The following is a 23,240-nucleotide window of genomic DNA, read 5'->3' as shown; positions in this document are numbered from 1 at the left end:
CATCAAAATATAATGAAATTTCAAAATATTTAAGGAAGCGCTTTTTTAATATTTTAGTGTGCTAAAAAATATATGTAAGGTATGATGTTGGATTGTTGATGAATGGAGAGACAGAATCTTGAGATTAGCTATTTTCTGATCTGCGAATTCAGCCTATTGTCATGTTAGTTGTGAGCTATAGATAGTAAATCCTCGGATGAGGCATCTATGAATTATATATTGATTCAATGCGACTCAATTTTTTTAAAAAAACTCATCCGATGACTCCCCGAAGTTTTATCGATGCCACAAATCAATATAAAATAGAAAAGGAGCTCCCGATCAAAGGAACTCCTTTTTGATTTAGCAATCTATAGCATGGGCATAGCATACCCATCTATATTTATAAGAATGGTTGCAATTCTACAGAGACGTCATCAATCCATGATTTTTCGCAGAAATGCGGGCTGATCTGTATCGCGTTTGTCGATCTTCTCTTCACGGTTGTTCAGCAGGGTATTACCGCTTGCTTCTCGCCGTGCCCTGCGGATTTCAGATGCGTTCTCGCTTTCCTCCTCCATTTCATTGGAGTGGATATATTTCAGTTCCCGGCGATGAATGGCCGGTGAGTCGAGCTCTTTGAGGTTTCCTTCCCCTTTGTAAAACTGACCATCTTTATTATTGTATGTTCGTCCTACCTGTTTTGCCTTTGGCAGGCTGGAAGTTAACGACTCTTTTTTCTGATCTTTTTCGGAATTGGGAGCAATTTTTGCTCGTGTACGATCATCACTCAGATCAAAACCTGTGGCGATAACGGTTACACGCATCTCCTCATCAAACGACTCGTCGAGCACTGTACCGAGTATAATTTCTGCATCATCACCGGCTTCCTGCTGGATTATGCTTGTGGCCGTTGTTGTTTCCCGCATACCGAGATTTCGTCCGGCAGAAATGTTTACAAGTACATTTCGGGCACCACGGATGCTTACCCCGTCGAGCAGGGGAGAGTTGATCGCTTCACGGGCTGCGAGTTCTGCACGGTCGGGGCCATTAGCGGTAGCTGAACCCATAATGGCTGCGCCACCGTCGATCATGGTTGTGCGTACATCGGCAAAGTCGAGGTTAATCAGTCCGGGCATCAAAATCAGGTCTGAAATACCGCGGGTTGCGTTATAGAGGACTTCGTTAGCCATCTCGAACGCTTCGATAAGCGTGGTGTTTTCGTCGGAAATATCCAGGAGCCGCTCATTGGGAATTACAATAACCGTGTCGCAATTTTTCTTGAGCTCGGTGATTCCCTCCAGCGCGTATTTCATCCGCACTTTTCCTTCGCTTGTAAACGGTGTAGTGACAATTCCCACGGTGAGAATCCCCTTCCGTTTGGCAATTCCGGCGACTACGGGGGCACCGCCTGTACCTGTTCCGCCGCCCATACCGGCGGTTATAAAAATCATATCGGCTGAATCGACTGCCTCATCCAGATCGTGGCGGTTCTCTTCTACAGCTTCGCGTCCGATTTCGGGACGTGCACCTGCACCGAGTCCGCTGGTAAGGTTTGATCCTACCTGGATCGCCACATCGGCTTTATTGTTTTTCAGGGCCTGCGCATCGGTGTTCAGCGCAATGTACTCCACGCTGTCCAGCCCCTTGTTAATCATGTTGTTGACGGCATTTCCGCCGCCGCCTCCAACGCCTATTACTTTTATTTTTGCGTTATCCTGACCTTGTTCGTCAAAGCTAAAGCTTGGTGTTATGTTATTCATTTGTTTACTCCTTTTAGATTGCTATAAATGTTTCTGTAGATTGCTGGTTGTGTATCTATTAAACCGCATTGTGCGGCTGTTGCTATTTGTTCTGCCTCTTGTCTGGCATTTGCCGGGCAGAACTTTTTTCTGGATTGCTAAAGTTCTTTGAACCATGTTTTCATCCTGTCGGTAATTTTGGACATCACTTGTTCCACACTCTTGTCACGGCTTTTGCCGATAACCTGTTCATTAGATTCACCTGTTTTCAGGGCGTGCAGAACAAGGCCTACACTTGTGGCGTAAATCGGGCTGTCCACCTCTTCTGTAAGCCCGCCTGCAAGACCGAGGGGCCGGCCCACTTTTGCGTCCATTCCCAGTACTTCGTTCGCGAGAGGGCATACATTTTTGATGAGTGAACCTCCGCCCGTAATCACGATCCCTGCACTTAGAGAATCGGAATATCCGCTGCGTTTCACTTCAATGGCTATAATCTCCAGTATCTCTTCCATCCGTGCCTGGATAATTTTTGCAAGAATACTCTTGGTGATCTCTTTCGGAGGGCGGCCTGCAATTCCGGGGATGGTAATTGATTCATCCTGTTCAATCATATCCACGAAACTTTCACCATATTGATGTTTTAGTTTTTCGGCCTGGTCATCAAGTACACTCAGCCCCATTTTTATATCATCGGTAACTTTCTTTCCAGCGATGGCGATGACGGCGGTGTGCCGGATGGTATTTTCCTGAAATACGGCGAGGTCGGTGGTTCCGCCCCCGATATCCACAAGCACAACGCCTGCTTCCTTCTCTTCATCGTCGAGTACGGCGTAGGAGCTTGCGAGCGGTTCAAGGATAATATCAGCCACCTGATAGCCCGCTCGTTCTACACAGCGGTAAAGATTTTTTGCAGCCGACACGAGCCCGGTGATAATATGCACCTCCGCTTCCATTCTCATGCCGCTCATACCTACCGGATCGCTGATGCCGTCTTGCCCATCTACAACAAACTCCTGTGGAATCACATGAATGATCTGCTGATCGGGCGGCAGCATGATACGCTGGCAGTCCTCCAGGAGTCGCTCTACATCTTTCACCGTAATTTCTTTGTCTTTATTGTTGATGGTGATGACGCCCTTGCTGCGGATACTCCGGATATGGTCGCCGGCTATACCAACATTTACGGAATTCACCTCAATGCCGGAAGCGAGCTGTGCCTGTTCAACCGCGTTTTTAATGGCGTTCACCGTTTTATCGATGTTAACCACAACACCGCGGTTCAGGCCGTCACTCGGCGCTTTGCCAACGCCCAGAATGTGAATTTTATCCTGTTCATCAATAGAGGCAACAACCGCACAAACTTTCGTTGTTCCGATGTCAAGCCCTACTACAATACGTTCATTTTCCTGATCCATAATGCACCTGTTACTATACGTTAATTGCTAAATTTGCTAAACTGTTCTGATATTAAAGTTCATCTGTCACGATCTGATTTCTGAACCGGAGATCAACCGACCGGAATGATTGAATCCCTTTTTTGGATACAACCGACCGGTTAAAAGCTTTCCAGTGTTTTACTTTGCCGCTGAATTCATCTCTCCCAAACAACAACTTCACACCATTTTCACTGCTGAGGGCAACGACTCCCTCGGCATCATTCCACGCTACCTCACTAATGGTTGACCAAGTGAAATCGTCTTGTTTTGCGCTGTTCAGAAAGTGGAGTACCTGATCGAAGCCCGGAGCATCGAGTGTATCACCCGGTGCAGAGCTTCGGTAGCCATATACAAGCGGCACATCCACATACTTTCCGGGTCCGGCTTTCAGCACAACGCCTTTATCATCAAAATAGAATGAGGTTCCGCCATCACTTAACAAACCGATCGGTTCCCGTTCTGTGATCTCAAGTGTGAGTACTCCGCGCCTGGCCATTCTCACATTAATATCCCGAACCCACGGGAGGGCTTCAACGGAACGATAGATCGATGCAAAATCAACGCTGTCAGCCAGCATGCCAACCGGGGATTCAAAAGATCCGCTCAGTTCGGTATCCGTTGTAAACTCATTACCGGCATACTCCACCGCTGTGATACGGGTATTCTGATCAAAATAGAGCCCTGCAAGCGCAGCGAGACCGAGCATCAGCAGCGCAAAGGCTGCCCACCCGGTTTTGCCGATGTTTTTTGTTTTGCTATGTGATTTTTTTTCAGTCAATTTCTGTTATTTTTTCTTGATCATATCCACAAACTGCTCACCATACCGGTAGATATCACCGGCGCCCATGGTTATAACGATATCGCCATCTTTCACAATTTCTTTTAACTTGCCGGGCAGCGCGGTTTTATCCTTCATATAGTGCACATTCCGGTGTCCGTACTGTTTTGCCGTATCCGAAATCAGTTTTCCGGTAACGCCCTCAATCGGTTTTTCCCTGGAGGGATAGACATCTGTTACAACAAGAACCTCCGCATCAAAAAAAGAGAGTCCGAACTCGCCATACATCTGCTGCGTTCGCGAGTAGAGGTGCGGCTGAAAAACAGCAACAATACGCCGGTCTTTCCATCCGCGGCGGGCACCTTCAATCGATGCCTGAACCTCCGTGGGATGGTGGGCGTAATCATCAATTACAATCAGGTTATCCTGCTCCAGTTTGGGCTGAAAGCGTCTGAAAACACCTTCAAACCGTTCCAGTCCGGATTTGATCTGCTTAAATTTCATTCCGAGTTCAAGGCCGACTGCCACCGAGGCCAGCGCATTACTGATGTTATGTTCTCCCGGCGAGTTGATCGTGACTTCTCCCAGGATCTTATCTTCAAACATCACGTTGAAAGTACTTTTAAATCCGTTCTGCGTTACGTTAATCGCCCGAACCTGAGCCTGAGGTGTAAACCCATAGCTGATGGTCCGCCTGTCGATGTCGGGGAGGATGCTTCGAACATTGGTATCATCCAGGCACACAATCACCACGCCGTAAAACGGAACTTTATTGGCAAACTCAATAAAAGCACTTTTTACATCATCAAGATCTTCGTAAATGTCGAGATGCTCCGCCTCGATGTTTGTAATCACGGCCATGGAAGGGGAGAGGCGCAGGAATGTTCGGTCGTATTCATCCGCTTCAACCAGCAGAATATCTCCTTTTCCAACCACGGCGTTTGTTTTATCAAAACTGTGCACGCGGCCGCCCACGATAATTGTGGGATCAAATTTACCATCCTGAACCACGTGTCCTGTCATGGTTGTGGTGGTGGTTTTGCCGTGCGTTCCCGCAATCCCGATGCCGTATTTCATCCGCATCAGCTCGGCCAGCATTTCCGACCGTTTGATAACCGGAATCTGGCGCGCGATCGCTTCGCGGGTTTCTACGTTTTCTTTCGCCTTAACCGCACTGGTGTAGACAACCACGTCGGCCCCATCAATATTTGAGGCGGAATGTCCCGGAAAAATGGTTGCTCCGAGTTTTTTCAGCCGCTCCGTAGTTTCGGAAACACTGCTGTCGGACCCCGTGACGGTATATCCGCGGATCAGCAGAATTTCAGCGATTCCGCTCATTCCAATTCCGCCAATACCCACCATGTGAATATGTTTTGTTCTGCCGAATACCGGTTGTGTTTGAATTCCTTTACTCATCCGTTCCTTTGTTCTGCAATTTCAAAAAGTGTGTCGGCTATTTCGTGCGCTGCATTGGGCTTCGCCAGTTTTGCGGCGGCGTGCGACATCTTTTCCAGTTTCTGTTGATCTTTAATCAGTTCATGAATACGTACTGTGATCAACTCATCCAGTTCCGGTTCGGTAACTAAAACCGAAGCTCCGTTTTCTACCATGGAAGCAGCATTTTTGGTTTGATGGTCTCCCGCCACGTTGGGGGAGGGGACCAGGATCGAAGGCTTGCCGATCAGCATCAGTTCACTGCACGTTCCCGCACCGGCGCGAGTGAGTACCAGGTCGGCCGCTCCATACGCAGCAGGCATATTATTGATGTAACCCAGTAGCCGCAGGTTGGGGAAATCTGATGTATTGATGCGTGCAGAGAGTTCATCATAATATTTTTTACCGCACTGCCAGATCACCTGAATATTATGTTCGTGGTGAAGATCTACAATCGCCTCCTCCATCGCATTATTAATCGCCAGCGCGCCGCCGCTGCCGCCAAGTACGAGCAGGACCGGTTTGTCTGAACTAAAATCGAAATGATCCAAAGCCTCATCTCTGTTCTGCACGCTGATGCGGCTGCGAACCGGATTGCCGGTGAGCGTAATTTTCTCAGCCGGCAGGAACTGATCAGCGGCCTCAAAAGCGGTGAAAATCCGTTGGGCGTGTTTTGCAAGCATGCGGTTGGTAACTCCGGGAAAACTGTTTTGCTCCTGGATCACAACGGGAATCCCCATTTTTGCAGCAACCCAGCCTACTGGACCGGATGCAAAGCCACCACAAGAGACCAATACATCGGGTTTGAAATTTTTCAGAATAGACCGGCTTTGAATCAGACTTACAATTAGTTTCAACGGAAACAGCAGGTTTTGCGGTGTAAGTCTCCGGTGAAACCCGCTGATCCAGACGCTTTTAATATCATAACCAGCACCGGGCACGGCCTGCCACTCCATACGGTCGCGGGTGCCCACAAACAGGATTTCTGAGTCGGGATGGATCGCACGAACAGCATCTGCAATAGAGATCGCGGGGTAGACGTGTCCGCCCGTACCCCCGGCAGCGAGCAGTACCCGTATCGGGGCTCGATTTTTTGCCGCTTTTTTCGCAGATGGTTTTTGTTTCAGTGCGTTCATGATTACCCGATATAAAATTTCTTTTCGTTCGAGCTGCTGTGTTTCGAAATGTTCAGTAGCAGGCCGATCATCACGCCGGCAAACAGCATACTCGTTCCGCCATAGCTGATAAACGGCATGGGAAGGCCGGTGACCGGGAAAAGCCCCGTTGCAACGGCTGCGTTTACAAATCCGTAAAGCGTAATCATCAGCGTGGCGCCGAGGGCAATTAACGTTCCCAGCAGGTCGCGTGCATTCCGTGCGATATGCCCGATTCCACGGATTAATATGAGTCCGAAGATCAGGATGATAGCAAGTGAGCCAACCATACCGTACTCTTCAGCGATAATGGCAAAAATAAAATCATTATAGGGAGCGGGAAGAAAATCGCGCTGCGTGCTCTGCCCGATACCCACACCAAAAAGTTGTCCTTGTGCAATGGCAATATGCGCCTGCTGCGCCTGGTATCCGGCCGCAGATTCAAACCGATCGTTTTTGATTTCTGTAATCTGACCTACATACTGCATCACGCGGCTCTGACGTTCAGCGGAACTCAAAATGAGTGCCGATCCGCCGATTATACCAATCAGAATTATGGATGAGAGCTGCAGCATACTCATTCGTCCCACAAACATCATACAAAGGCAGATTCCCATCAGTAAAGCGGCACTGCTGAAATCCTCCATGGCGATGAGCAGACAGGTAATCGATACCCAGATCATAATCGGCAAAAACGAATTTTTAAAATCTTTGATATACTCCTGTTTTTTGCAAATCAGAACGGCCAGGTGAAGAATCAATGCCACGGCGGCGAAAGAGGAGGGCTGAAACGAAAATCCGCCAACGGAAAGGGAACGCCGCGCGCCGAATACCAGGTCACCGTAGATCATTACGGCTACAAGCAAAATCCAGCTGATAATCACTGCATACCGGCTGAGTTTTGCAAGATTTGAGTATTCAATTTTGGATACGATCAGCATCACAAAAAAAGCAATCCCGAGCTTGAAAATGTGTCCCGTTACCAGGCTGCCTGCACTTGTGCCGTGGCTTTGGGCAAAGTAAGCGATGGATGAATAGACAGCCAGTGAACCGAACATCATCAGCAGAATTACAGACACAAGAAGCACACGATCGCTTTTGCGGCCTTTTGTCTCCACCTCTTCGGGCGTGGTGCCCATGATTGAGCTTAAGTTGCTATTTGGTGATGTATATAAAATCGGTTTATCCGGTTTTGTGTTTAATTTATAGGTCTAAAACAGCCTGTTTAAAGATGCGTCCGCGATCTTCATAATTTTCAAACATATCAAAGGAAGAACATGCCGGGCTCAGCAGCACTACTTCTCCGCGTTTTGCACTTTTACTTGCAAGTTTTACAGCCTCCTTCATCGAATTTGCTTCTACCAGGTTTGGCACCAATGAGCTGAGTTGCGACTGAATCGCCTCTCTGGCTTCACCCATTGCTATGACGGTGTGAACTTTCTCACGGAGCTGGGATTCCAGTTCCCGGTAGTTATTTCCTTTATCCCGTCCGCCCAGGATCAGTACAACAGGCATGTCATAGCTGTCCAGCGCATACCAGACCGCGTTCACGTTGGTCGCTTTGCTGTCGTTGATATACCGAACGCCATCCAGCTCGCGCACCGGTTCCAGGCGGTGCTCCACACCTTCGAAAGATCGAATACTCTCCCGGATCAGGTTGTTTTTGATTTCGCAGGCACGGGCTGCAAGTGCTGCCGCCATTCCATTTTTCAGATTGTGTTTGCCGGGTAGCCCGACGTTATTCATATCCATAAACGTTTCTTTTTTTTGATTAAACGTTAGAATGAGTTGCCCGCCATCCAGGTAAATACCCTGTTCAACTTCCCTTTCAACTGAGAATGCCAGCATCCGGGGCGCGGTTTCTTTTTGTGATAACTGATGAGAAAACTTTGCCAAAACCGGGTCATCTGCATCGTAGATGAACCAGTCGTCGGCTGTCTGATTTTCTGTGATTCTGAATTTAGATTGTGCGTATAAATCAAAATTGTTGTGATACCGGTCCAGGTGATCCGGTGTGATATTTAAAATCATGCTGATATTTGGCCGGAACGATTCAATATGATCCAGCTGAAAACTGCTGATTTCGAGCAGTGTGTCTTTTACAGGGTTCGGTTCACCGCTCACTTCACTGTATGCGGTACCGATGTTACCGGCCGTGTAATGCGGCTTGCCTGCTGTTTTCCAAATGTGTGACAGCCAGTTCACAACCGTCGTTTTTCCGTTGCTGCCGGTCACCGCCACCGTTCGCCCGTTGTTGAACCAGCTCGCAAGTTCTACCTCCGAATAGATTTTTTTTCCGGCATTCAGGTAGCTTTGGGCAATCGGTGCTGTGGTGGGAATTCCCGGGCTGATGATCAGAAATTCGCCCTCTTCGGCGCGGCTTGTATGCCCGTCCTGCTCAAACGGAATCTCTTCCGCACGAAGACGCTCAGCCATCGGTTCAGCGATAACTCCGGCATCCGACAGAAACACATCAGCTCCCTGCCTTTTGAGTAAAAGTGCGGCAGCAACACCACTTCGGGCGCCTCCTGCAACAACGATATGTCTGTTCTTCAGATCTTTCATCGCAGTTTCAGGGTTAAAAGGCTGATAATTCCAAGCAGTACTGCAATAATCCAGAAACGGACCACAATTTTTGATTCCGGCCATCCTTTTTTCTCAAAGTGGTGGTGGATGGGTGTCATCAGAAAAACACGTCTGCCTTTGCCATACCGCCATTTTGTGTATTTGAAATAAGAGGTTTGGATGATGACAGAAAGCGTTTCTACAAAAAAGATTCCGCAAATTATTGGCAGCAGGAGTTCTTTATGAATCATCAGGGCAAGCGCACCAAGAGCACCGCCGATTGCAAGAGAACCGGTGTCGCCCATAAAAACCTGCGCAGGGTGGGTGTTATACCATAAAAATCCAAGGCAGGCTCCAACAAGTGAAGCTGCAAAAATGGTAAGTTCACCAGAACCAGGCAGGTACATGATATCCAGGAAGTTCGAAAAGTCTACCCGTCCCGATACGTAGGCGAAAATTCCGAGAATCACACCGGCTATAGCGGTCGTGCCGGTTGCAAGTCCATCGAGGCCGTCGGTTAGATTCACGGCGTTGCTTACAGCAGTAATCACAAAAATTACAACCGGGATGTAGATCAGCCAGCCAAGCGTTTCTCCCAGAAAGGCATAGTCGATATTTACATTTTTCAGAAAGGGTACGGTAGATAAAGTATTAAACTCCTGGAATGCCGGCCACCAATAGAGCAGGGCGCCGATGATAAGCCCGACTGTAATCTGACCCGCAATTTTAAACCATCCGTGAAGGCCCGATTTGTCTTTTTTAACTACTTTAATGTAGTCATCAATAAATCCGACTCCACCAAGAACCAGCATCACAAAAACGATCATCCAGGTATAGATACTATCCATCCGCATCCAGAGCAGGGCGGGGATTACGGTTGCCAGAATGATAATTACGCCGCCCATGGTGGGAGTTTTACCTTTTTTAAGATGGGCATCCAGCCCGATATCATCGCGGATGACTTCTCTGAGCTGCATCCGTTCCAGCCACTCGATAATTTTTTTCCCAATCAGAAGACTGATGATCAGTGCGGTCGCTGCTGCAAACGCAGTCCGGGTGGTGATGAAATCAAAAGCTCCGAATCCGGGTGGGTTATAGAGCTGGTTGAGCCAGTTTATCAGTTCGTATAACATCAGTTCCCTCCGGTATTTTCAGACGGACCTGATGCACGTTCAGCAAGGGCTTTCCTGGCAATTTCTCGGTCGTCAAAATGGTTCCGAACCCCATTGATCTCCTGGTAGGTTTCGTGGCCTTTTCCGGCGATCAGAATAATGTCATTGATTGATGCTTCAGAAATGACTTTTCGGATGGTCTCTTTGCGATCCAGATTGCTGTACACTTCAGTATCTGAATTAAATCCCTTTAAAATATCTTTAATGATCGCCTCAGGCTTTTCAGTACGCGGGTTATCTGAGGTTACCACGATTCGGTCACCGTATGTTTCTGCAATCTTCGCCATCTCCGGGCGCTTGGCTTTGTCTCTGTCCCCGCCGCAGCCGAATACGATAACCAGGTTTTGATTGGTTTTTTTCAGTTCAGACAGCGTACGGCTCACATTTTTCAGTGCGTCGGGCGTGTGGGCGTAATCCACAATCACAACGGGTTCTTGTTCCAGTTTTTTCGTGCGGTTTACGCGTTCCATACGTCCGGCAGCACCGGGGCAATGAGACAGTACGTCCGCGATGTGATTTCCATCAAATCCGAGTGCAGTGCAGGCCAGCAGTGCCTGAACAGCATTGTATGCGTTAAAAATGCCGATCAGCGGGGTTCTGAGCTGGAGATCTTCAATATCAATTTGCGTTCCTTTGGTATCAGCCCGGACAATATTGGCATGAACAGTAGAATGTTTTTCGAAGGATATGCCAAGCACACGGGCTGCGGTATCACTTGTAATCCATTCGCCCCGGGGATCATCAACATTTGCAATCGCCCAGCCATCGGGGTTCATCTGGTCAAATAGTTTTTTCTTCGCAGCGGCGTACTTTTCCATGGAGCCGTGGTAATCAAGATGGTCATGGCTCAGATTGGTAAAGATGGAGACGTAAAATGGAATTCCGCTTGTTCGCTGCTGTTCCAGTGCATGTGAGGAGACTTCCATCACAAGAAATTTACTGCCGATATCTACCATCCGTTTCATATCGCGGGCGATTTCGATCGGATCGGCAGTTGTAAGTGCGCTTTCACCTTTTCTCTTATTAAATCTTTTTTCTACAGTGCCAAGCAAAGAGGCAGGCTGACCCAGCTCTGTGAGCGCCTGCCAGATCAGGGTGGCAACGGTGGTTTTGCCGTTTGTGCCGGTAACACCGGTGATCGTCAGTTTTTCGGCCGGGTTACCCATCAGTTTCTGAGCAAGAGGGCTAACCAGGGCACGGGTGTCATCCACCACAATAACGGCAGTGTTCCCAATATTTTTTAAGGGTTTTTCACTGATTACAACCGAGGCCCCGTTTTCTACTGCGGCGTCAATAAACTTGTGTCCGTCGGACGTCAATCCTTTAATGGCGATAAATATATCGCCGGGCGAGACTTTCCTTGAATCCTGGCAGAGCATTCCAATTTCATCCGGGGCGCTGCCCAGCACGGTAGATGGATCACAAAAGATGATAAGCTCTTTAAAAGTCATTACTGGGCTGCTGTTAGGGTTACATTTTGCATAGACCGTGCTCTCCCGCGAACGGTGACGGTTCGTCCTTCGCGCATCAGCTCGCCTGCCAAAGGAAATTGGTTATAGATGGTTCCGGAGCCGATCATCTCAATTTCGAGTCCAAGCCCTCGTATGACGGAGGCGGCTTTTCTCATATTCATTTCCCGTAAATCGGGAATTTTCACAAAGCCATCCGGTGATTCACCATCCTGGATATCACCAAGAGTCAATTTTACAACCACATTGTCAGCTATTGCTTCAGCGGCTGATGGCTGCTGATCCACTACGAAAGGACCGCTGCCGGATGTTCTGTATCGGATTCCCGTACCTTTTAAAATGGATTCTGCCCCCGCTTCGGTATGACCGACAAGCTGCGGAATAAAAATACGGTTCTCCTCTGCAAGCTGGTCGCCGGGTGATATACTTCGGTTGATGGAGTCATCCAGGCCAGCGATTCGCTTTGTGATTTCACGGAATACCGATCCGGCTGTAAAACCGCCATAAAAACTGGTGCGCGGTTCATCCAGCAGTACAAGAATTACATAGGATGGATCTTCCACCGGGAAAAAACCTGCAAAGGATGCGCGGTAACTTGTTGTATACCGGCCGCCAATATACTTCTGTGCCGTACCTGTTTTACCGGCAATGCGAAGCCCTTCAACGGACGCCCAGTTTGCGGTTCCTGAATCGGTAACAACCTCTTCAAATACCGGCATTAATTTTTGAATGGTCTCTTCTTTAGCGATGCGCCGCACGAGGGAAGGGCGGGTTCGCTCTTTTACATTTCCAAATTCATCCGTAAGGTGGCTGACCACAAACGGCTTCATCATCTTTCCTCCATTCGCAAATGCGGCATAAGCCTGGACAATTTGCAGCGGTGTGGCCTGCACTTCATACCCAATTGACATCCAGGGGAGCGTAACACCGCTCCATTCAAACGGTTTTTGAAGTCGTCCTCCAACTTCGTTGTGGAGATCTATATTTGTTGGGGTGCCAAAACCAAGATTCCGTGCATACTGGTAATAACGCTCGGGCTGAATACGCATCGCCAGCTCGGAAGTGGCAATGTTTGATGATTTTGCGATCGCCTGTTTGAACGTTAAATCACCAAGAGGATCGTGATCCCGCATCCATTGACCGTGAATCTGAATCCGTCCGTTTTCCGGTGTTTCAAAAATTTCATCAAAATCTACCACACCCTGTTCAACTGCCGCAATTGCTGTAACCAGTTTAAAGGTTGAACCTGGCTCAAACATATCAGAAACAGCATAATTCCGACGATTTTCGGTATCACTGGCTGCGGGTGTATTGGGATCGAAGGTCGGGTAATTTGCCATCGCTTTCACAGCGCCCGTTTTAGGATCCATTACAATTGCTGTGCCTTGCTTTGCGCGAGTGGTTTGAATTCCGTTTTCGAGCTCTTCTTCCACAATTGCCTGAATGTAGGAATCTATTGTGGTATGCAGCGAAGATCCCTGACGGGGCTGTTGTCTCGGGGCACCAACGTAGGCGAAAATCCGGTTGGACCGATCTCGGCGCACCTGCTGAAGTCCGTCTTCACCTTTCAAAGTTTGATTGTATTTTGCCTCTAAACCGGCCATTCCATCCAGGTTATGGTTTACATATCCGAGGGTATGGGCAGAAAGGGTCTCAAAATTGTAATTTCGGCGATACTCTTCTTCAAGAATCACGCCGCGATATCCCAGTTCGCGGATATCTTCATACGCCTGAACGGAAATACTTCTCTCCAGTACTATGTAGCGGGAGTTGGAGGGCGCATTACGGATTTTATTTCGGTAATAAGAAGCTTGTCTGCCAGTGTGACGGCTCAGAACTGATCCAACCATATCGAGATTATCACGAGTAACGCCGGGAGCGAAGGGATCAACCGCAATTTTATAGACGGCAGAATTGGTCGCCAGGAGGGAGCCGTTTGCATCGTAAATATTTCCTCTCTGGGCCGGAATGGCAATGTAGTCGATCGCCTGTGAATTCCAAAGTTCTCTCAGGCCATCCCCCTCCATAACATTCACGCGAAAAATTTGCACAAGAATGGCGAACGGGAGCAGAAAAATCAGCCCCATCAGAATAAACATTCGGCTCATTATGGATGTGCGGTGGTTCATATACAGATTATGGTTCAGGTATAATAATTTGGTCTGCCGGTCCGGCATTAATAAATCCTTGTGTCCGGGCCTGCTGGTAAATTTGTTTTGGCCCCACCATGCGGTCATAAATCAAACGCTGCTCTTCATATGCGCGCTGGGCACGGTTAAATTCATTTTCAAGCTGCTGAACTTCCATCAATGTCTGCTGTGTGCTAAATACATGGTTGATGTAGATCAACCCGGAAGCCGCGATCAATACGGAAGCAACAATCACTTTCCACGGAGTAATGGAGGGAATGGCCCTCTTTTTATCTGCGGTGTCTTTTTTCCGTTTTCCGTAGCTGGCGGATCCGTTCCCGTTTGATCCCGCAGTGTCAAAAATTGACGAACGTTTTCTTTTTGCCGGTTCACCACCTGATAAAACACGGCGGTTTGATTTTGATTTTTTCTGCTTCAGGGGGGATTTCATGTAATTCATTGATCACCTCCGATTTTTTCTGCGACCCGTAGCTTTGCACTTCGGGAGGCGGGATTCGCTTTAATTTCCTGATCGCTGGGTGTGATGATATTTCGCGTCAGCGGTTTGAGCGGATTAAGGGGATTTCCATAAAAATCTTTCTCAACTTTCCCCGATTCATTACCGCTCTTAAAAAAGTTTTTCACAATCCGGTCTTCCAGTGAGTGGTAGGAGATGGCAACAATTCGTCCATCTTCAGCCAATAGTTCAATTGCCTGATTAAGCGTATCCTTTAATACATCCAGCTCGCGGTTAACCTCAATCCGGATGCCCTGAAAAACGCGTGCAATTGATTTCACCTTATGTTTTCCAAAAACCACGCTTGAAACGGCATCTTTAAGTTCAGCGGTAGTTTCGAGCGGACGCCGGCTGATAATTTCTTTTGCAATTTCCCGGCTGAACCGCTCTTCACCATAATGAAAAATAATATCCCGCAGCTTTTCGTAGCTATATTCGTTTACTACCTGGTGGGCTGAAGTACCGGTAAGTTCACTCATACGCATATCGAGGGGCCCCTCATTCTGAAAGCTGAATCCGCGCTCTGCTTCTTTGATCTGATGTGTGGAGACGCCCAGATCATACAGGATTCCCGTAATTTTTCCGTGATGTTCAGGTGGAATCAGCGTTTTCAGGTACCCGAAATTTCCGGATACGGGAGTGAACCGTTCATCACTGCCGATTCTATCAGCCGCAGCTTTATGAGCTTCCGCATCCTGATCAAGACCGAAAAGCCGGCCTTTACCTGATAATCGCGAGAGGATTTCTGCCGTGTGACCGCCGCCTCCCAGCGTTGCATCGATATAGATGCCGTCCGGATCTGTGACCAGGTAATCCACGGATTCTTTAAGAAGTACAGGGGTGTGTGGTATGTAAGCGGACATTAATCCTCCCCGAAATCTTCATCGCCCATTACCTGCTCGAACATATCTTCATAATCGTCCATGCTCAGGTTAGAGTCGATCTCTTCAAGTTTTTCGGGTGACCATATTTCGATCATCTCACCATTTCCAAGAAAAATAGCTGTACCGTCAATTCCTGCAAATTCTTTGAGGTGGGAGGGGATCGGAATTCGGTTTTGCTTATCGAGAGTGAGGTCTTCGGCGTAGCGTAGGAAGTTTCTCTTGACGGTACGCCCGCGTTTGCTGAAGCTGCTGATTCTGGAGAGTTTCTCTTCAACTTTTTCCCACTCATCTCCGGGGTAGAGATAGAGGCAGGGTTCCATTCCGCGCAGGATTGTGAACTGTTCGTTCGCGGATGGGCTGACAGCTTTGCGTAGTTTGGCAGGGAAGGCTACTCGGCCTTTATTGTCTACACTATGTTCAAATTCCCCTTTAAAACTAGGCACAGGCAGGTTACCGTGTTTTTTAGATTGCTATTTTTCTACGGCGGATTGCAGTTTTTGGAACTTGCTAATTAATTCCCCACAATCTCCCACTTCTCACCACAATGTACCTCATATAGCTCTAAATTGTCAAGCACTAAGTATTAAATATTCACTAAATCCATATTATTTTTCAGAGAAATTCCAAAAAGTGGTGATTACGTTGAATAGAGAGTGTTTTTAATGAATTGTGGAGTTTAGTGGTAGAGAGTGGAGTGAATTATCGAAAAAGAGATAAAAACGGACGACCTGAACCGGAGATTTGATAGTCGAAGTGGTTGCCGAGTCAATTTTGATTTGCCGGGTTAAGGAAATAGCCTCATCCGCTGACTTCCCGTCATCGGATGAGTGGATAGGGCTATATGTTACTCTGTTAGCTTATGCGATGGAGAATGTAAAGGCCGGACAATTCACCGGATGAAGCGAATTCATCCGGTGAAGATTTGCACCAAACTCATTTTCGCCACAATACCTGTAGCATACATTTGGGCTGTTATCTTATACCTTATTGTGAGCATAGCAGATTATCCCCCATAGCCTTTCAAGAGGCTGTGAGAAAACTATCTTCCCAAGAAATTGCACCTAAATAAGTTAAGATTTATGTCTTTGCCATCGTCACCAGTCCTTCTGACTCACCCCCGTCCCCTCTCTATCGCGCCCTGGCGGGACTTGCCAGAGAGGGGAGCTTCGGAATGAGCTTTTTCAACTTTAAAATGTCAGGAGTGCTAAACAGGTTACGGGAATATTTGCTCCCCCTCTCAAAGGGAGACACTGCAGAATAAACTCTATATTGACCAAAAAGATGTTTACAAAGCAGTCATTTTATACATCATATGATGAATTCTGTTTTTCATGAGCTCTGATATTTTTATGAGCTCCATCCAGGTGTCATCGCTGCATCCACTTATTTGTGATGCATACGCTGTCCAATCTGATGATGTAACTCTGGGTACTTCATTAGCAGGCCTGCATTCTGAATCGGTGTGTTCGTATCCGATGTTGTGCCATTGTGTGAGCAGATCATAGAGCATATGGTTAAATATCGCCATCGCCTGAAAGGCTGCGTGTTTATGTTCCTCATCTGTGCTTAAATCCCACACAAACTCTCTGAACTCATTTTGGGAAATATGGCTATAGGTAAGGTTGGCTGGATCGGGAATTGCAACAGATGGATCCATCGGTTCAGTTCTCAGGTAGTCAGAAGGATCTGCAGTGCGGTTATTGATCCCGTGATCATAAAGCAGAGATTTTGCCATTACGTGATGTACGCGATCGTGCATGATTTCCGTAATCTGGATCAGTTCACGCCATTCAGATCGGTCCCCTTCAGCCTCAAGGCCTTTCCGGATTTCTGTCCACTCACCGCCTGAGATACGCAGATCAAAATCCGGAATATCTTCTTCTCCGCGCTCAATCGAACCGTGCCGGGCGATGTGGGTCATCATTTCGTGCATGTGGTTATGAAAATTACCGAGTGTTTGCATCGACACGGCCCACGAATCATTTTCGGGAATGTTATTCTGAATATACGTTCTGAAATCGCCACCCGAAATGGATTCCATTTCAAAATCATCCCGGTGATCCAGGTGCCGGTCGCGGTTCTGTTGTCCGGTCACAGCGTCTGAGATAAGAAATAGAAATAAGACGGAGATTACTGCGGTTTTCATCGGTGAACGATTGTTGATTTAGGATCGATAGCGTAATGGATTTGGGTGATCAGGATGATTGATCACTTCTGAACTTTAACGCAACCGTATGCCATACAATTCCGATTACGATCAGTGCGAGTCCGCTTAGCCAGATGCGGGGTTCAATCCAGAACGCCAGGAACAGGCAGCCGAAGAGTCCGGCAGCAGGAATAAATCTCGGATAGAGACGAAGTTCGGCCGGCATCACAAAAGCGGAAAGATTTGTGATGGAATAATAAATGAGAACTGTAAACGCACTGAATGACCATGTGAAGACCACATCACCGCTCAGAACCAGCAGTGCGATGATACCGCCTGTAGCCCAAACAGCGGCGGATGGACTTTGCGTTTTACGGTTGATGGTGGCGAGTCCGTGGGGAAGATCATTGCGGCGCGCCATGCCCAGCATCACACGGGAGAGTCCAAGCAGCAGGTTGAGCAGAACTCCCAGCATGGCCGTGATCGCGGCGCAGGTAATGATCGGCCCGATAAAAGGAAGGCTCAGAGCCTGGGCGACCATCATAAGTGGTGCCGCTTCACCCTCAACGGTCTGGCCAAACGATTCGGCGCCCATCACCTGCAGAGCGGTAAGTGAAACTGCGAGATAAATCAGCACGATTAATATCATCGCAGATATAATCGCTTTCGGTATGGTTTTTTCAGGTTCGGCGACCTCTTCTCCAAGTGTGGCAATACGTCCATATCCGGTGTAGGCTACAAACATCAGGGCCGCACCGTAGAGAATAGCGGAACCGGAAGTATCTGTGAAGGCAAGTTGTATCGGCTCGACAGGGAAGCCGTTGGCAAAAAAACCGGCTGTTACCAGAACAGCAAGTCCAAGCAGCGTGATCGTCACAATCACTTTATTTGCAAAATTACTGCGGCTGATCCCGCCGGAAACCAATGCGGTCATGGCGAGGAGTATCAACAATCCGCATCCCACAAGAAACAGGTGGCTTCCACCGAATCCAAATGCATAAAAAAGATACCCGGCGCAACCCAGTACAGCTGTTGCAGCAGATGCAGATTTGGCGATCAAAAACATCCAGCCGGCAGTAAATCCAAAATAGGAACCTAAAAACCGGTTGCCATATTCATAGGTTCCGCCGCTGACGGGGTGGGCTGCCGCAAGCTGTGCGCTGCTCAATCCGTTGAGTGTTGCAAGAAGGGCAGCGATGACAATTGAAATCATAATGCCGTTGCCTGCAACCTGTGTGGCAATGGCAATGCTGACAAATATTCCTGTTCCAATAATGGATCCGAGCCCCATCAGAATGGCTCCGGGTGTTTTTACGGATCGTTGTAGTTCTTCCTTCAAATGTGGGGTATTACGATTAAGATTTAGCGATTATCGAGAAAAGAGATGGATGTCAACGGACCAACGGCCGCCGCCTTTTATCCATAGAAAGATGCTACCGATGAGCATAGCCAGGTCGTTTCTGGATTCGTGCATCATGCTGAGAAAACCGTAATGTTCCAGATCGCGCAGAGCAAATCCCCAGAACCCGGTTCCGAGAAGAATTGGCAGTTTTGTGGTAAAAAGTGCGGTGATCATAATTGCAATTAGCGGAATAACGGCAAACCGGGTAATAAAACCTGCCAGCACAAGAAGGCCGCATACGACTTCAAGACCGCCAACAAGGTAGCCTGAGAATTCCGGGAAAGGGATACCGATCGATTCAAACCGGCCTGCTCCCCGCAATTCCGGGTAGATAAACTTTTGCAGGCCTTCAGCAAAAAACACTATGCCAACAAGAAAGCGGATGAGAATTACCGATTTATCAGGTTTTGTTACAAACAGTGGTTTAAGCTTCATAATGCGCTAACATCGTGATTATTGATCTTTTGAGCAATGATAAACAAATTTATATGCCAATAATAACATTCACTTAACCCGGATTATTCAAAAATTCAATTGTTTTATAACTTAAAGCACTGATACTATTGGTTTTATTTAAAAGAGGTGGGGCCCAATTTTGAGCTATCGTACAGTGCTTCGAAATTTCTCCGTGAGCTGCGTGCGAAAAATGAGCTTGGTCAATATTCCGGGTTGACACAATATATTTGTCAGTTAAATGACACAACTCTCGATATTTTTTCGCTATTAATTCATTCATTCAATCTTAACCAAACATCAGACAGATGAAAAAATGGGTTCTTTCGGTAACAGCTATATTTTTAATATTCACATCAGAGATAACGATTGCTCAGAACGGTGCTAACCCGGATGATATGCGATTCGGTATTCGCGGAGGATTATCACTCTATTCAATAGAAACAGAAGCAAGTTTCGGAGGATTTGGCAATGTTTCAGAAACCTCCGGATCCAAAGTAGGATTTGCTGCGGGAGTTTTTGCTGAGATTCCGCTTACAGATATTTTCTCATTTCAGCCGGAACTGCTTTTTGTGCAGAAAGGGGGTTCCGACAGTGGTGATTTTTTCGAAGATGATGATTTCTTTGATGACGGCGGGAATGGTGATTCAGAGAGTCTCACCTTCAACTACCTCGATCTGCCATTACTTGCACGGGCTAACATCCCACTGGAGCGTGATTTTTCACCCTATGTGGTTGCCGGGCCGTCGATCGGATACCTGCTCAGTGCCAGTGCATCTTCTGGAGATGACGAGGATATTGATGAGTTTTTCAAATCGTTTAACTTTGGTTTCGTGATCGGGGCCGGAGCGGAATTTGGAAATTTATCCGTAGATCTCCGCTACGATATCGGACTCACAAATATTTTTGATGATTCCCTGTTTGAAGAGGAATTTGACGATGAATTCGACGGTGAGTTTGATGATTTCTTCGGTGACTTTTTAGATGGATTTGACTTCAGCCAGAAGACCAGCGGATTTATCATTTCAGTGGGATATCAATTTTGATAAGGGAGCGATCCTCTACTATTTTGAGCCACTGTAGAGTTCGTACTCCAGCAGCCGGCACTCCAGTGTGGTATTAAAAAAAGTGGTTCGGCTCTTGGTTCGGAGCCCCACTTTTTTGGCCAGCGCACTGTTGGCGGTAAAAATATACCCTGTCTTGCCGGGACCTTCCTGCTTCAGAAAATCTCCCATCTTTTTATAAAGCGGCCTGAGATCTTCGCCTGGTTCCAGTCGGATTCCGTACGGCGGGTTCATCACGATCACGCCGGGGCCTTCAGGTACGGGTGTTTCGGCCACGTCGCAGGTTTCAAAACGGATGAGATGCTCAACACCGGCTGTCTGTGCATTTTTACGGGTGGCATCCATTGCCTGAGGATCGATATCTGAAGCGATGATCTCACCGGAAATCTCTTTTTTCACGTTCTGTTTAGCCTCGTCGCGGACCGTGTGATACTTTTCCGGATCAAACCCTTTGATGTGCATGAATCCAAAGTTGTTTCGGAGGGACGCCGGCGCGCGATTGGTGGCTATCAGAGCGGCTTCAATCGCAAGTGTGCCTCCGCCCGCCATTGGGTTGATGAAATGATCACCCGGTTTCCAGTCTGTCGCTTTAATGATTGCAGCAGCAAGCGTCTCCCGCATCGGCGCCGATGCACTTTCCGTTCGGTAATTCCGGCGGGAGAGAGATTCGCCCGATGTATCCATAAAAATACGAGCTTCATCATCAGTCCAGTAGAGAAAAAGCACCGTTTTGTTCAGATCGGAACCGCTGTCGGGCCTGAAGCCGTTTTGATCCCGCATCCGGTCGACCACAGCATCTTTACAGGTTAAATTTGCGAACTGGGAATTTTCAATTTTGGAATGGTTTACGCGCGACGTTACCGAAACGTATCCATCAGCGGGGATCCACTCTTCCCACGGGATCTCTTTCAGCCATTCAGTGAGTTTATCCGGGGTATCGGCCACGGTTTGATCGACCAGCACATACACCCGGTGAGCGGTTCGAAGGTGGAAGTTTAGCGAAATGGTCTCTTCTAAGGATGCCTTGAGTTCAATGCCGGTTTCATCCGTTTTGCCGGGCATAAACCCGAGATCTCTGAGCTCATTTTCAAGAACTAATGAGAGGCCGAGTGGACACGTTACGCGAACCGTACGCTTTGTTGAAAAATCAGTCATATTTTTGGATCGAAAAGAGTGTATGGCAGAAATAAAAAAATCCCGGCTGAGTCAGATTATATCTGAAATCAAGACCGGGATTTAAATTGTGAAATAAAAGAAGCGTTACGCTTTAATCTCTACAAGCTCAATCTCAAAAGAGAGATCTTTACCAGCGAGGGGATGGTTTGCATCCAGCGTAAGTTCATCATCAGAGATTTCAGCAACGCGAACCGGTACGGGCTGTCCGTCCGGCTGGTTAACCTGAAGCTGCATTCCAATTTCCGGTTCAACTTCATCCGGTAACTGATCTTTAGGTACGTTGATGACTAACTCTTCACGCGCCTCGCCATACGCTTCTTTGACGGGGATATCTACTTTTGTTTTGTCGCCTTCTTCCATGCCGATAACGGCTTTCTCAAAGCCGGGAATAAGCTGACCTTCACCGATTTTAAACTCGAGCGGCTCACGTTCAACTGATGAATCAAAAACAGATCCATCTTTCAATGTTCCAGTGTAATGTACTTTGACGGTATTTCCGTCTTTTACTTTAGACAAAATGATCCTTGTTTTTCTTTGTAATTTAATTATACTACCAAGATATCGCTTTTTAAGCTAAATATCGAACTTCAATAGACTTCTGCATTATCAACACTCTTAAAAATGTATTTTCCGATCTGAAGACGGTTGTTGTCATCGGATGTTCATCAAACCCATACCGCACAAGTTTCCATATCGCACAGTACATTCAGGAAGCGGGCTTAACGATGGTACCGGTTAATCCCAATGAGGATGAAGTGCTCGGTGAAGTGTGCTACGATACGATTTTTGATCTTCCTGAATCGGTTCATGTGGATGTGATCGATATTTTCAGAAATAAACGATACACCGAAAAAATGGTTCGTGAGATTGTGGAGTGGAGTGAATCGAGCGGACAGAAACCGGTTATCTGGACCCAGCTGGACGTAAGCACACAAGCGGCAAAGCAGCTAGCTGAAGAGAACGGGTTCGATTATGTGGAAAACCGATGCTTGATGGTTGAGCACAGAAAAACCGGCGCTTAATCGTCACCCATCAGCTCTTCACTTCGTTCTTCGGCATACTCTTCCATCTTAGATTTGAGAACGAGCTCAACTTCTTTATGTTCATCGGGTGGGATGGAGGTAACAAACTGCTTGATACGGTTCTCACTTTCTCCATCCTGCACGATATACTCCACCAGTAGAACATCCTCAGAGTGCCAGCGCCAGGAAAGTATTCTTTTCCAGGGTATGAACTGATCCAGGAAAAGCACGCCTTTCGAACGGAATTCGGGCACAACTTTGAGTGTCCATCCAAAAATTCCGAAGCAAATGAGCGATAATCCGGAGGAAAACCGGATACCGGTCACCGGCAGTGATCCCAGAACGGAGGTTCGGTACACGCCGTAAATGATCAGGCCGACCGCAAAAAGAGATGGCGCATGATCCACCCAAAATGAGCGGTGCTGATAAAGAATAGAGCCTCCGTCGGTTCGTATTCGGAACATCCGAAACGCGTATCCGGCAAAAAAACCGGCGATCAGAATGTACAGCCCGGCCATCATCACAGCGGCGGCCGACTGCGGAAAGAATCCTGTGATGAAAGCGGTCATCATTATCGTAAATACTACGAGAACGACCAGTGCAAAGTTAAGTACACGTGCAGGCGTGAGCGTTCGAAGGCTGAACCAGGGGCGTTCTCCGGCAATCACACCGCAAACAAATAGAATGGTCAAAAAGATGATGTATATCCACATAAACA

Annotated in this window: 21 protein-coding genes; 2 read left to right on the top strand and 19 right to left on the bottom strand. The window is 47.5% G+C overall.

Annotation, left to right across the window (positions count from 1 at the left end):
• Window positions 1–416 precede the first annotated feature (416 nt).
• The 16 genes from ftsZ to DYD21_RS18795 form a co-directional block, all read right to left on the bottom strand.
• Window positions 417–1,742, bottom strand: a complete 1,326-nt coding sequence (gene ftsZ / locus DYD21_RS18870; RefSeq protein WP_116038572.1) for a cell division protein FtsZ — start codon at window positions 1,740–1,742, stop codon at window positions 417–419.
• A gap of 137 nt (window positions 1,743–1,879) precedes the next feature.
• Complete coding sequence (ftsA, locus tag DYD21_RS18865; protein ID WP_116038571.1) at window positions 1,880–3,136, bottom strand: cell division protein FtsA; 1,257 nt, start codon at window positions 3,134–3,136, stop codon at window positions 1,880–1,882.
• A 52-nt stretch (window positions 3,137–3,188) separates the two neighbouring features.
• Window positions 3,189–3,935 carry a cell division protein FtsQ/DivIB gene (locus DYD21_RS18860; protein ID WP_116038570.1) on the bottom strand — a complete coding sequence of 249 codons (747 nt, stop codon included), beginning with the start codon at window positions 3,933–3,935 and terminating at the stop codon, window positions 3,189–3,191.
• Between the two features lie 6 nt (window positions 3,936–3,941).
• Window positions 3,942–5,351: a UDP-N-acetylmuramate--L-alanine ligase gene (murC, locus tag DYD21_RS18855; RefSeq protein WP_116038569.1), complete on the bottom strand. Its 1,410-nt coding sequence runs from the start codon at window positions 5,349–5,351 to the stop codon at window positions 3,942–3,944.
• Entirely contained in the window at window positions 5,348–6,505 is a 1,158-nt protein-coding gene (murG, locus tag DYD21_RS18850; RefSeq protein ID WP_116038568.1) for an undecaprenyldiphospho-muramoylpentapeptide beta-N-acetylglucosaminyltransferase, read from the bottom strand. The genes murC and murG overlap by 4 nt, the downstream gene beginning before the upstream one ends.
• A 2-nt stretch (window positions 6,506–6,507) precedes the next feature.
• Window positions 6,508–7,662 carry an FtsW/RodA/SpoVE family cell cycle protein gene (locus tag DYD21_RS18845; RefSeq protein ID WP_233505587.1) on the bottom strand — a complete coding sequence of 385 codons (1,155 nt, stop codon included), beginning with the start codon at window positions 7,660–7,662 and terminating at the stop codon, window positions 6,508–6,510.
• Between the two features lie 64 nt (window positions 7,663–7,726).
• A complete protein-coding gene (gene murD / locus DYD21_RS18840; protein ID WP_116038566.1) occupies window positions 7,727–9,088 on the bottom strand; it encodes a UDP-N-acetylmuramoyl-L-alanine--D-glutamate ligase in 1,362 nt (453 codons plus the stop codon).
• A complete protein-coding gene (mraY, locus tag DYD21_RS18835; RefSeq protein WP_116038565.1) occupies window positions 9,085–10,221 on the bottom strand; it encodes a phospho-N-acetylmuramoyl-pentapeptide-transferase in 1,137 nt (378 codons plus the stop codon). The genes murD and mraY overlap by 4 nt, the downstream gene beginning before the upstream one ends.
• On the bottom strand, window positions 10,221–11,711 hold the full coding sequence (locus DYD21_RS18830) for a UDP-N-acetylmuramoyl-L-alanyl-D-glutamate--2,6-diaminopimelate ligase (RefSeq protein ID WP_116038564.1): 1,491 nt from the start codon (window positions 11,709–11,711) through the stop codon (window positions 10,221–10,223). The genes mraY and DYD21_RS18830 overlap by 1 nt, the downstream gene beginning before the upstream one ends.
• Window positions 11,711–13,837: a penicillin-binding transpeptidase domain-containing protein gene (locus tag DYD21_RS18825; RefSeq protein ID WP_233505586.1), complete on the bottom strand. Its 2,127-nt coding sequence runs from the start codon at window positions 13,835–13,837 to the stop codon at window positions 11,711–11,713. The genes DYD21_RS18830 and DYD21_RS18825 overlap by 1 nt, the downstream gene beginning before the upstream one ends.
• Window positions 13,838–13,865: 28 nt before the next feature.
• Window positions 13,866–14,318 (bottom strand): hypothetical protein, encoded by a 453-nt coding sequence (locus DYD21_RS18820; RefSeq protein ID WP_116038562.1) that lies wholly within the window; start codon window positions 14,316–14,318, stop codon window positions 13,866–13,868.
• Window positions 14,315–15,238, bottom strand: a complete 924-nt coding sequence (gene rsmH, locus DYD21_RS18815; protein ID WP_199535609.1) for a 16S rRNA (cytosine(1402)-N(4))-methyltransferase RsmH — start codon at window positions 15,236–15,238, stop codon at window positions 14,315–14,317. Before rsmH ends, DYD21_RS18820 begins: the two co-directional genes overlap by 4 nt.
• Window positions 15,238–15,702, bottom strand: a complete 465-nt coding sequence (gene mraZ / locus DYD21_RS18810) for a division/cell wall cluster transcriptional repressor MraZ (protein ID WP_116038561.1) — start codon at window positions 15,700–15,702, stop codon at window positions 15,238–15,240. The genes rsmH and mraZ overlap by 1 nt, the downstream gene beginning before the upstream one ends.
• Before the next feature lie 842 nt (window positions 15,703–16,544).
• Window positions 16,545–17,405, bottom strand: coding sequence for a hypothetical protein (locus DYD21_RS18805; RefSeq protein WP_116038560.1), 861 nt, complete (start codon window positions 17,403–17,405; stop codon window positions 16,545–16,547).
• 49 nt (window positions 17,406–17,454) lie between these two features.
• A complete protein-coding gene (locus DYD21_RS18800; protein WP_199535608.1) occupies window positions 17,455–18,744 on the bottom strand; it encodes an APC family permease in 1,290 nt (429 codons plus the stop codon).
• Window positions 18,745–18,774: 30 nt separating this feature from the next.
• Window positions 18,775–19,242: a DoxX family protein gene (locus DYD21_RS18795; protein ID WP_116038559.1), complete on the bottom strand. Its 468-nt coding sequence runs from the start codon at window positions 19,240–19,242 to the stop codon at window positions 18,775–18,777.
• A 326-nt stretch (window positions 19,243–19,568) separates the two neighbouring features.
• Between DYD21_RS18795 and DYD21_RS18790 the strand changes: the two genes are divergently transcribed.
• A complete protein-coding gene (locus tag DYD21_RS18790) occupies window positions 19,569–20,306 on the top strand; it encodes a porin family protein (protein ID WP_116038558.1) in 738 nt (245 codons plus the stop codon).
• A gap of 18 nt (window positions 20,307–20,324) precedes the next feature.
• On the opposite strand, the gene DYD21_RS18785 is transcribed toward DYD21_RS18790, so the two are convergent.
• Both DYD21_RS18785 and DYD21_RS18780 read right to left on the bottom strand, forming a co-directional pair.
• Entirely contained in the window at window positions 20,325–21,479 is a 1,155-nt protein-coding gene (locus DYD21_RS18785) for a class I SAM-dependent RNA methyltransferase (RefSeq protein WP_116038557.1), read from the bottom strand.
• Between the two features lie 105 nt (window positions 21,480–21,584).
• Complete coding sequence (locus DYD21_RS18780) at window positions 21,585–22,016, bottom strand: peptidylprolyl isomerase (protein WP_116038556.1); 432 nt, start codon at window positions 22,014–22,016, stop codon at window positions 21,585–21,587.
• A gap of 74 nt (window positions 22,017–22,090) precedes the next feature.
• Here DYD21_RS18780 and DYD21_RS18775 point away from each other — a divergent pair, with 74 nt between their 5' ends.
• The gene (locus DYD21_RS18775) at window positions 22,091–22,522 is read left to right on the top strand and encodes a CoA-binding protein (RefSeq protein ID WP_116038555.1); all 432 of its coding nucleotides are present in this window, start codon (window positions 22,091–22,093) and stop codon (window positions 22,520–22,522) included.
• On the opposite strand, the gene DYD21_RS18770 is transcribed toward DYD21_RS18775, so the two are convergent.
• Window positions 22,519–23,235: a hypothetical protein gene (locus tag DYD21_RS18770; protein ID WP_116038554.1), complete on the bottom strand. Its 717-nt coding sequence runs from the start codon at window positions 23,233–23,235 to the stop codon at window positions 22,519–22,521. The two genes, DYD21_RS18775 and DYD21_RS18770, sit on opposite strands and share 4 nt — an antisense overlap.
• Window positions 23,236–23,240: the final 5 nt, after the last annotated feature.

It is taken from the genome of Rhodohalobacter sp. SW132, assembly GCF_003390325.1.
Taxonomy (GTDB): domain Bacteria; phylum Bacteroidota; class Rhodothermia; order Balneolales; family Balneolaceae; genus SW132.
The sequence above is the reverse complement of the archived record's forward strand: the minus strand, read 5'-3'. Positions and strand labels throughout refer to the sequence as shown.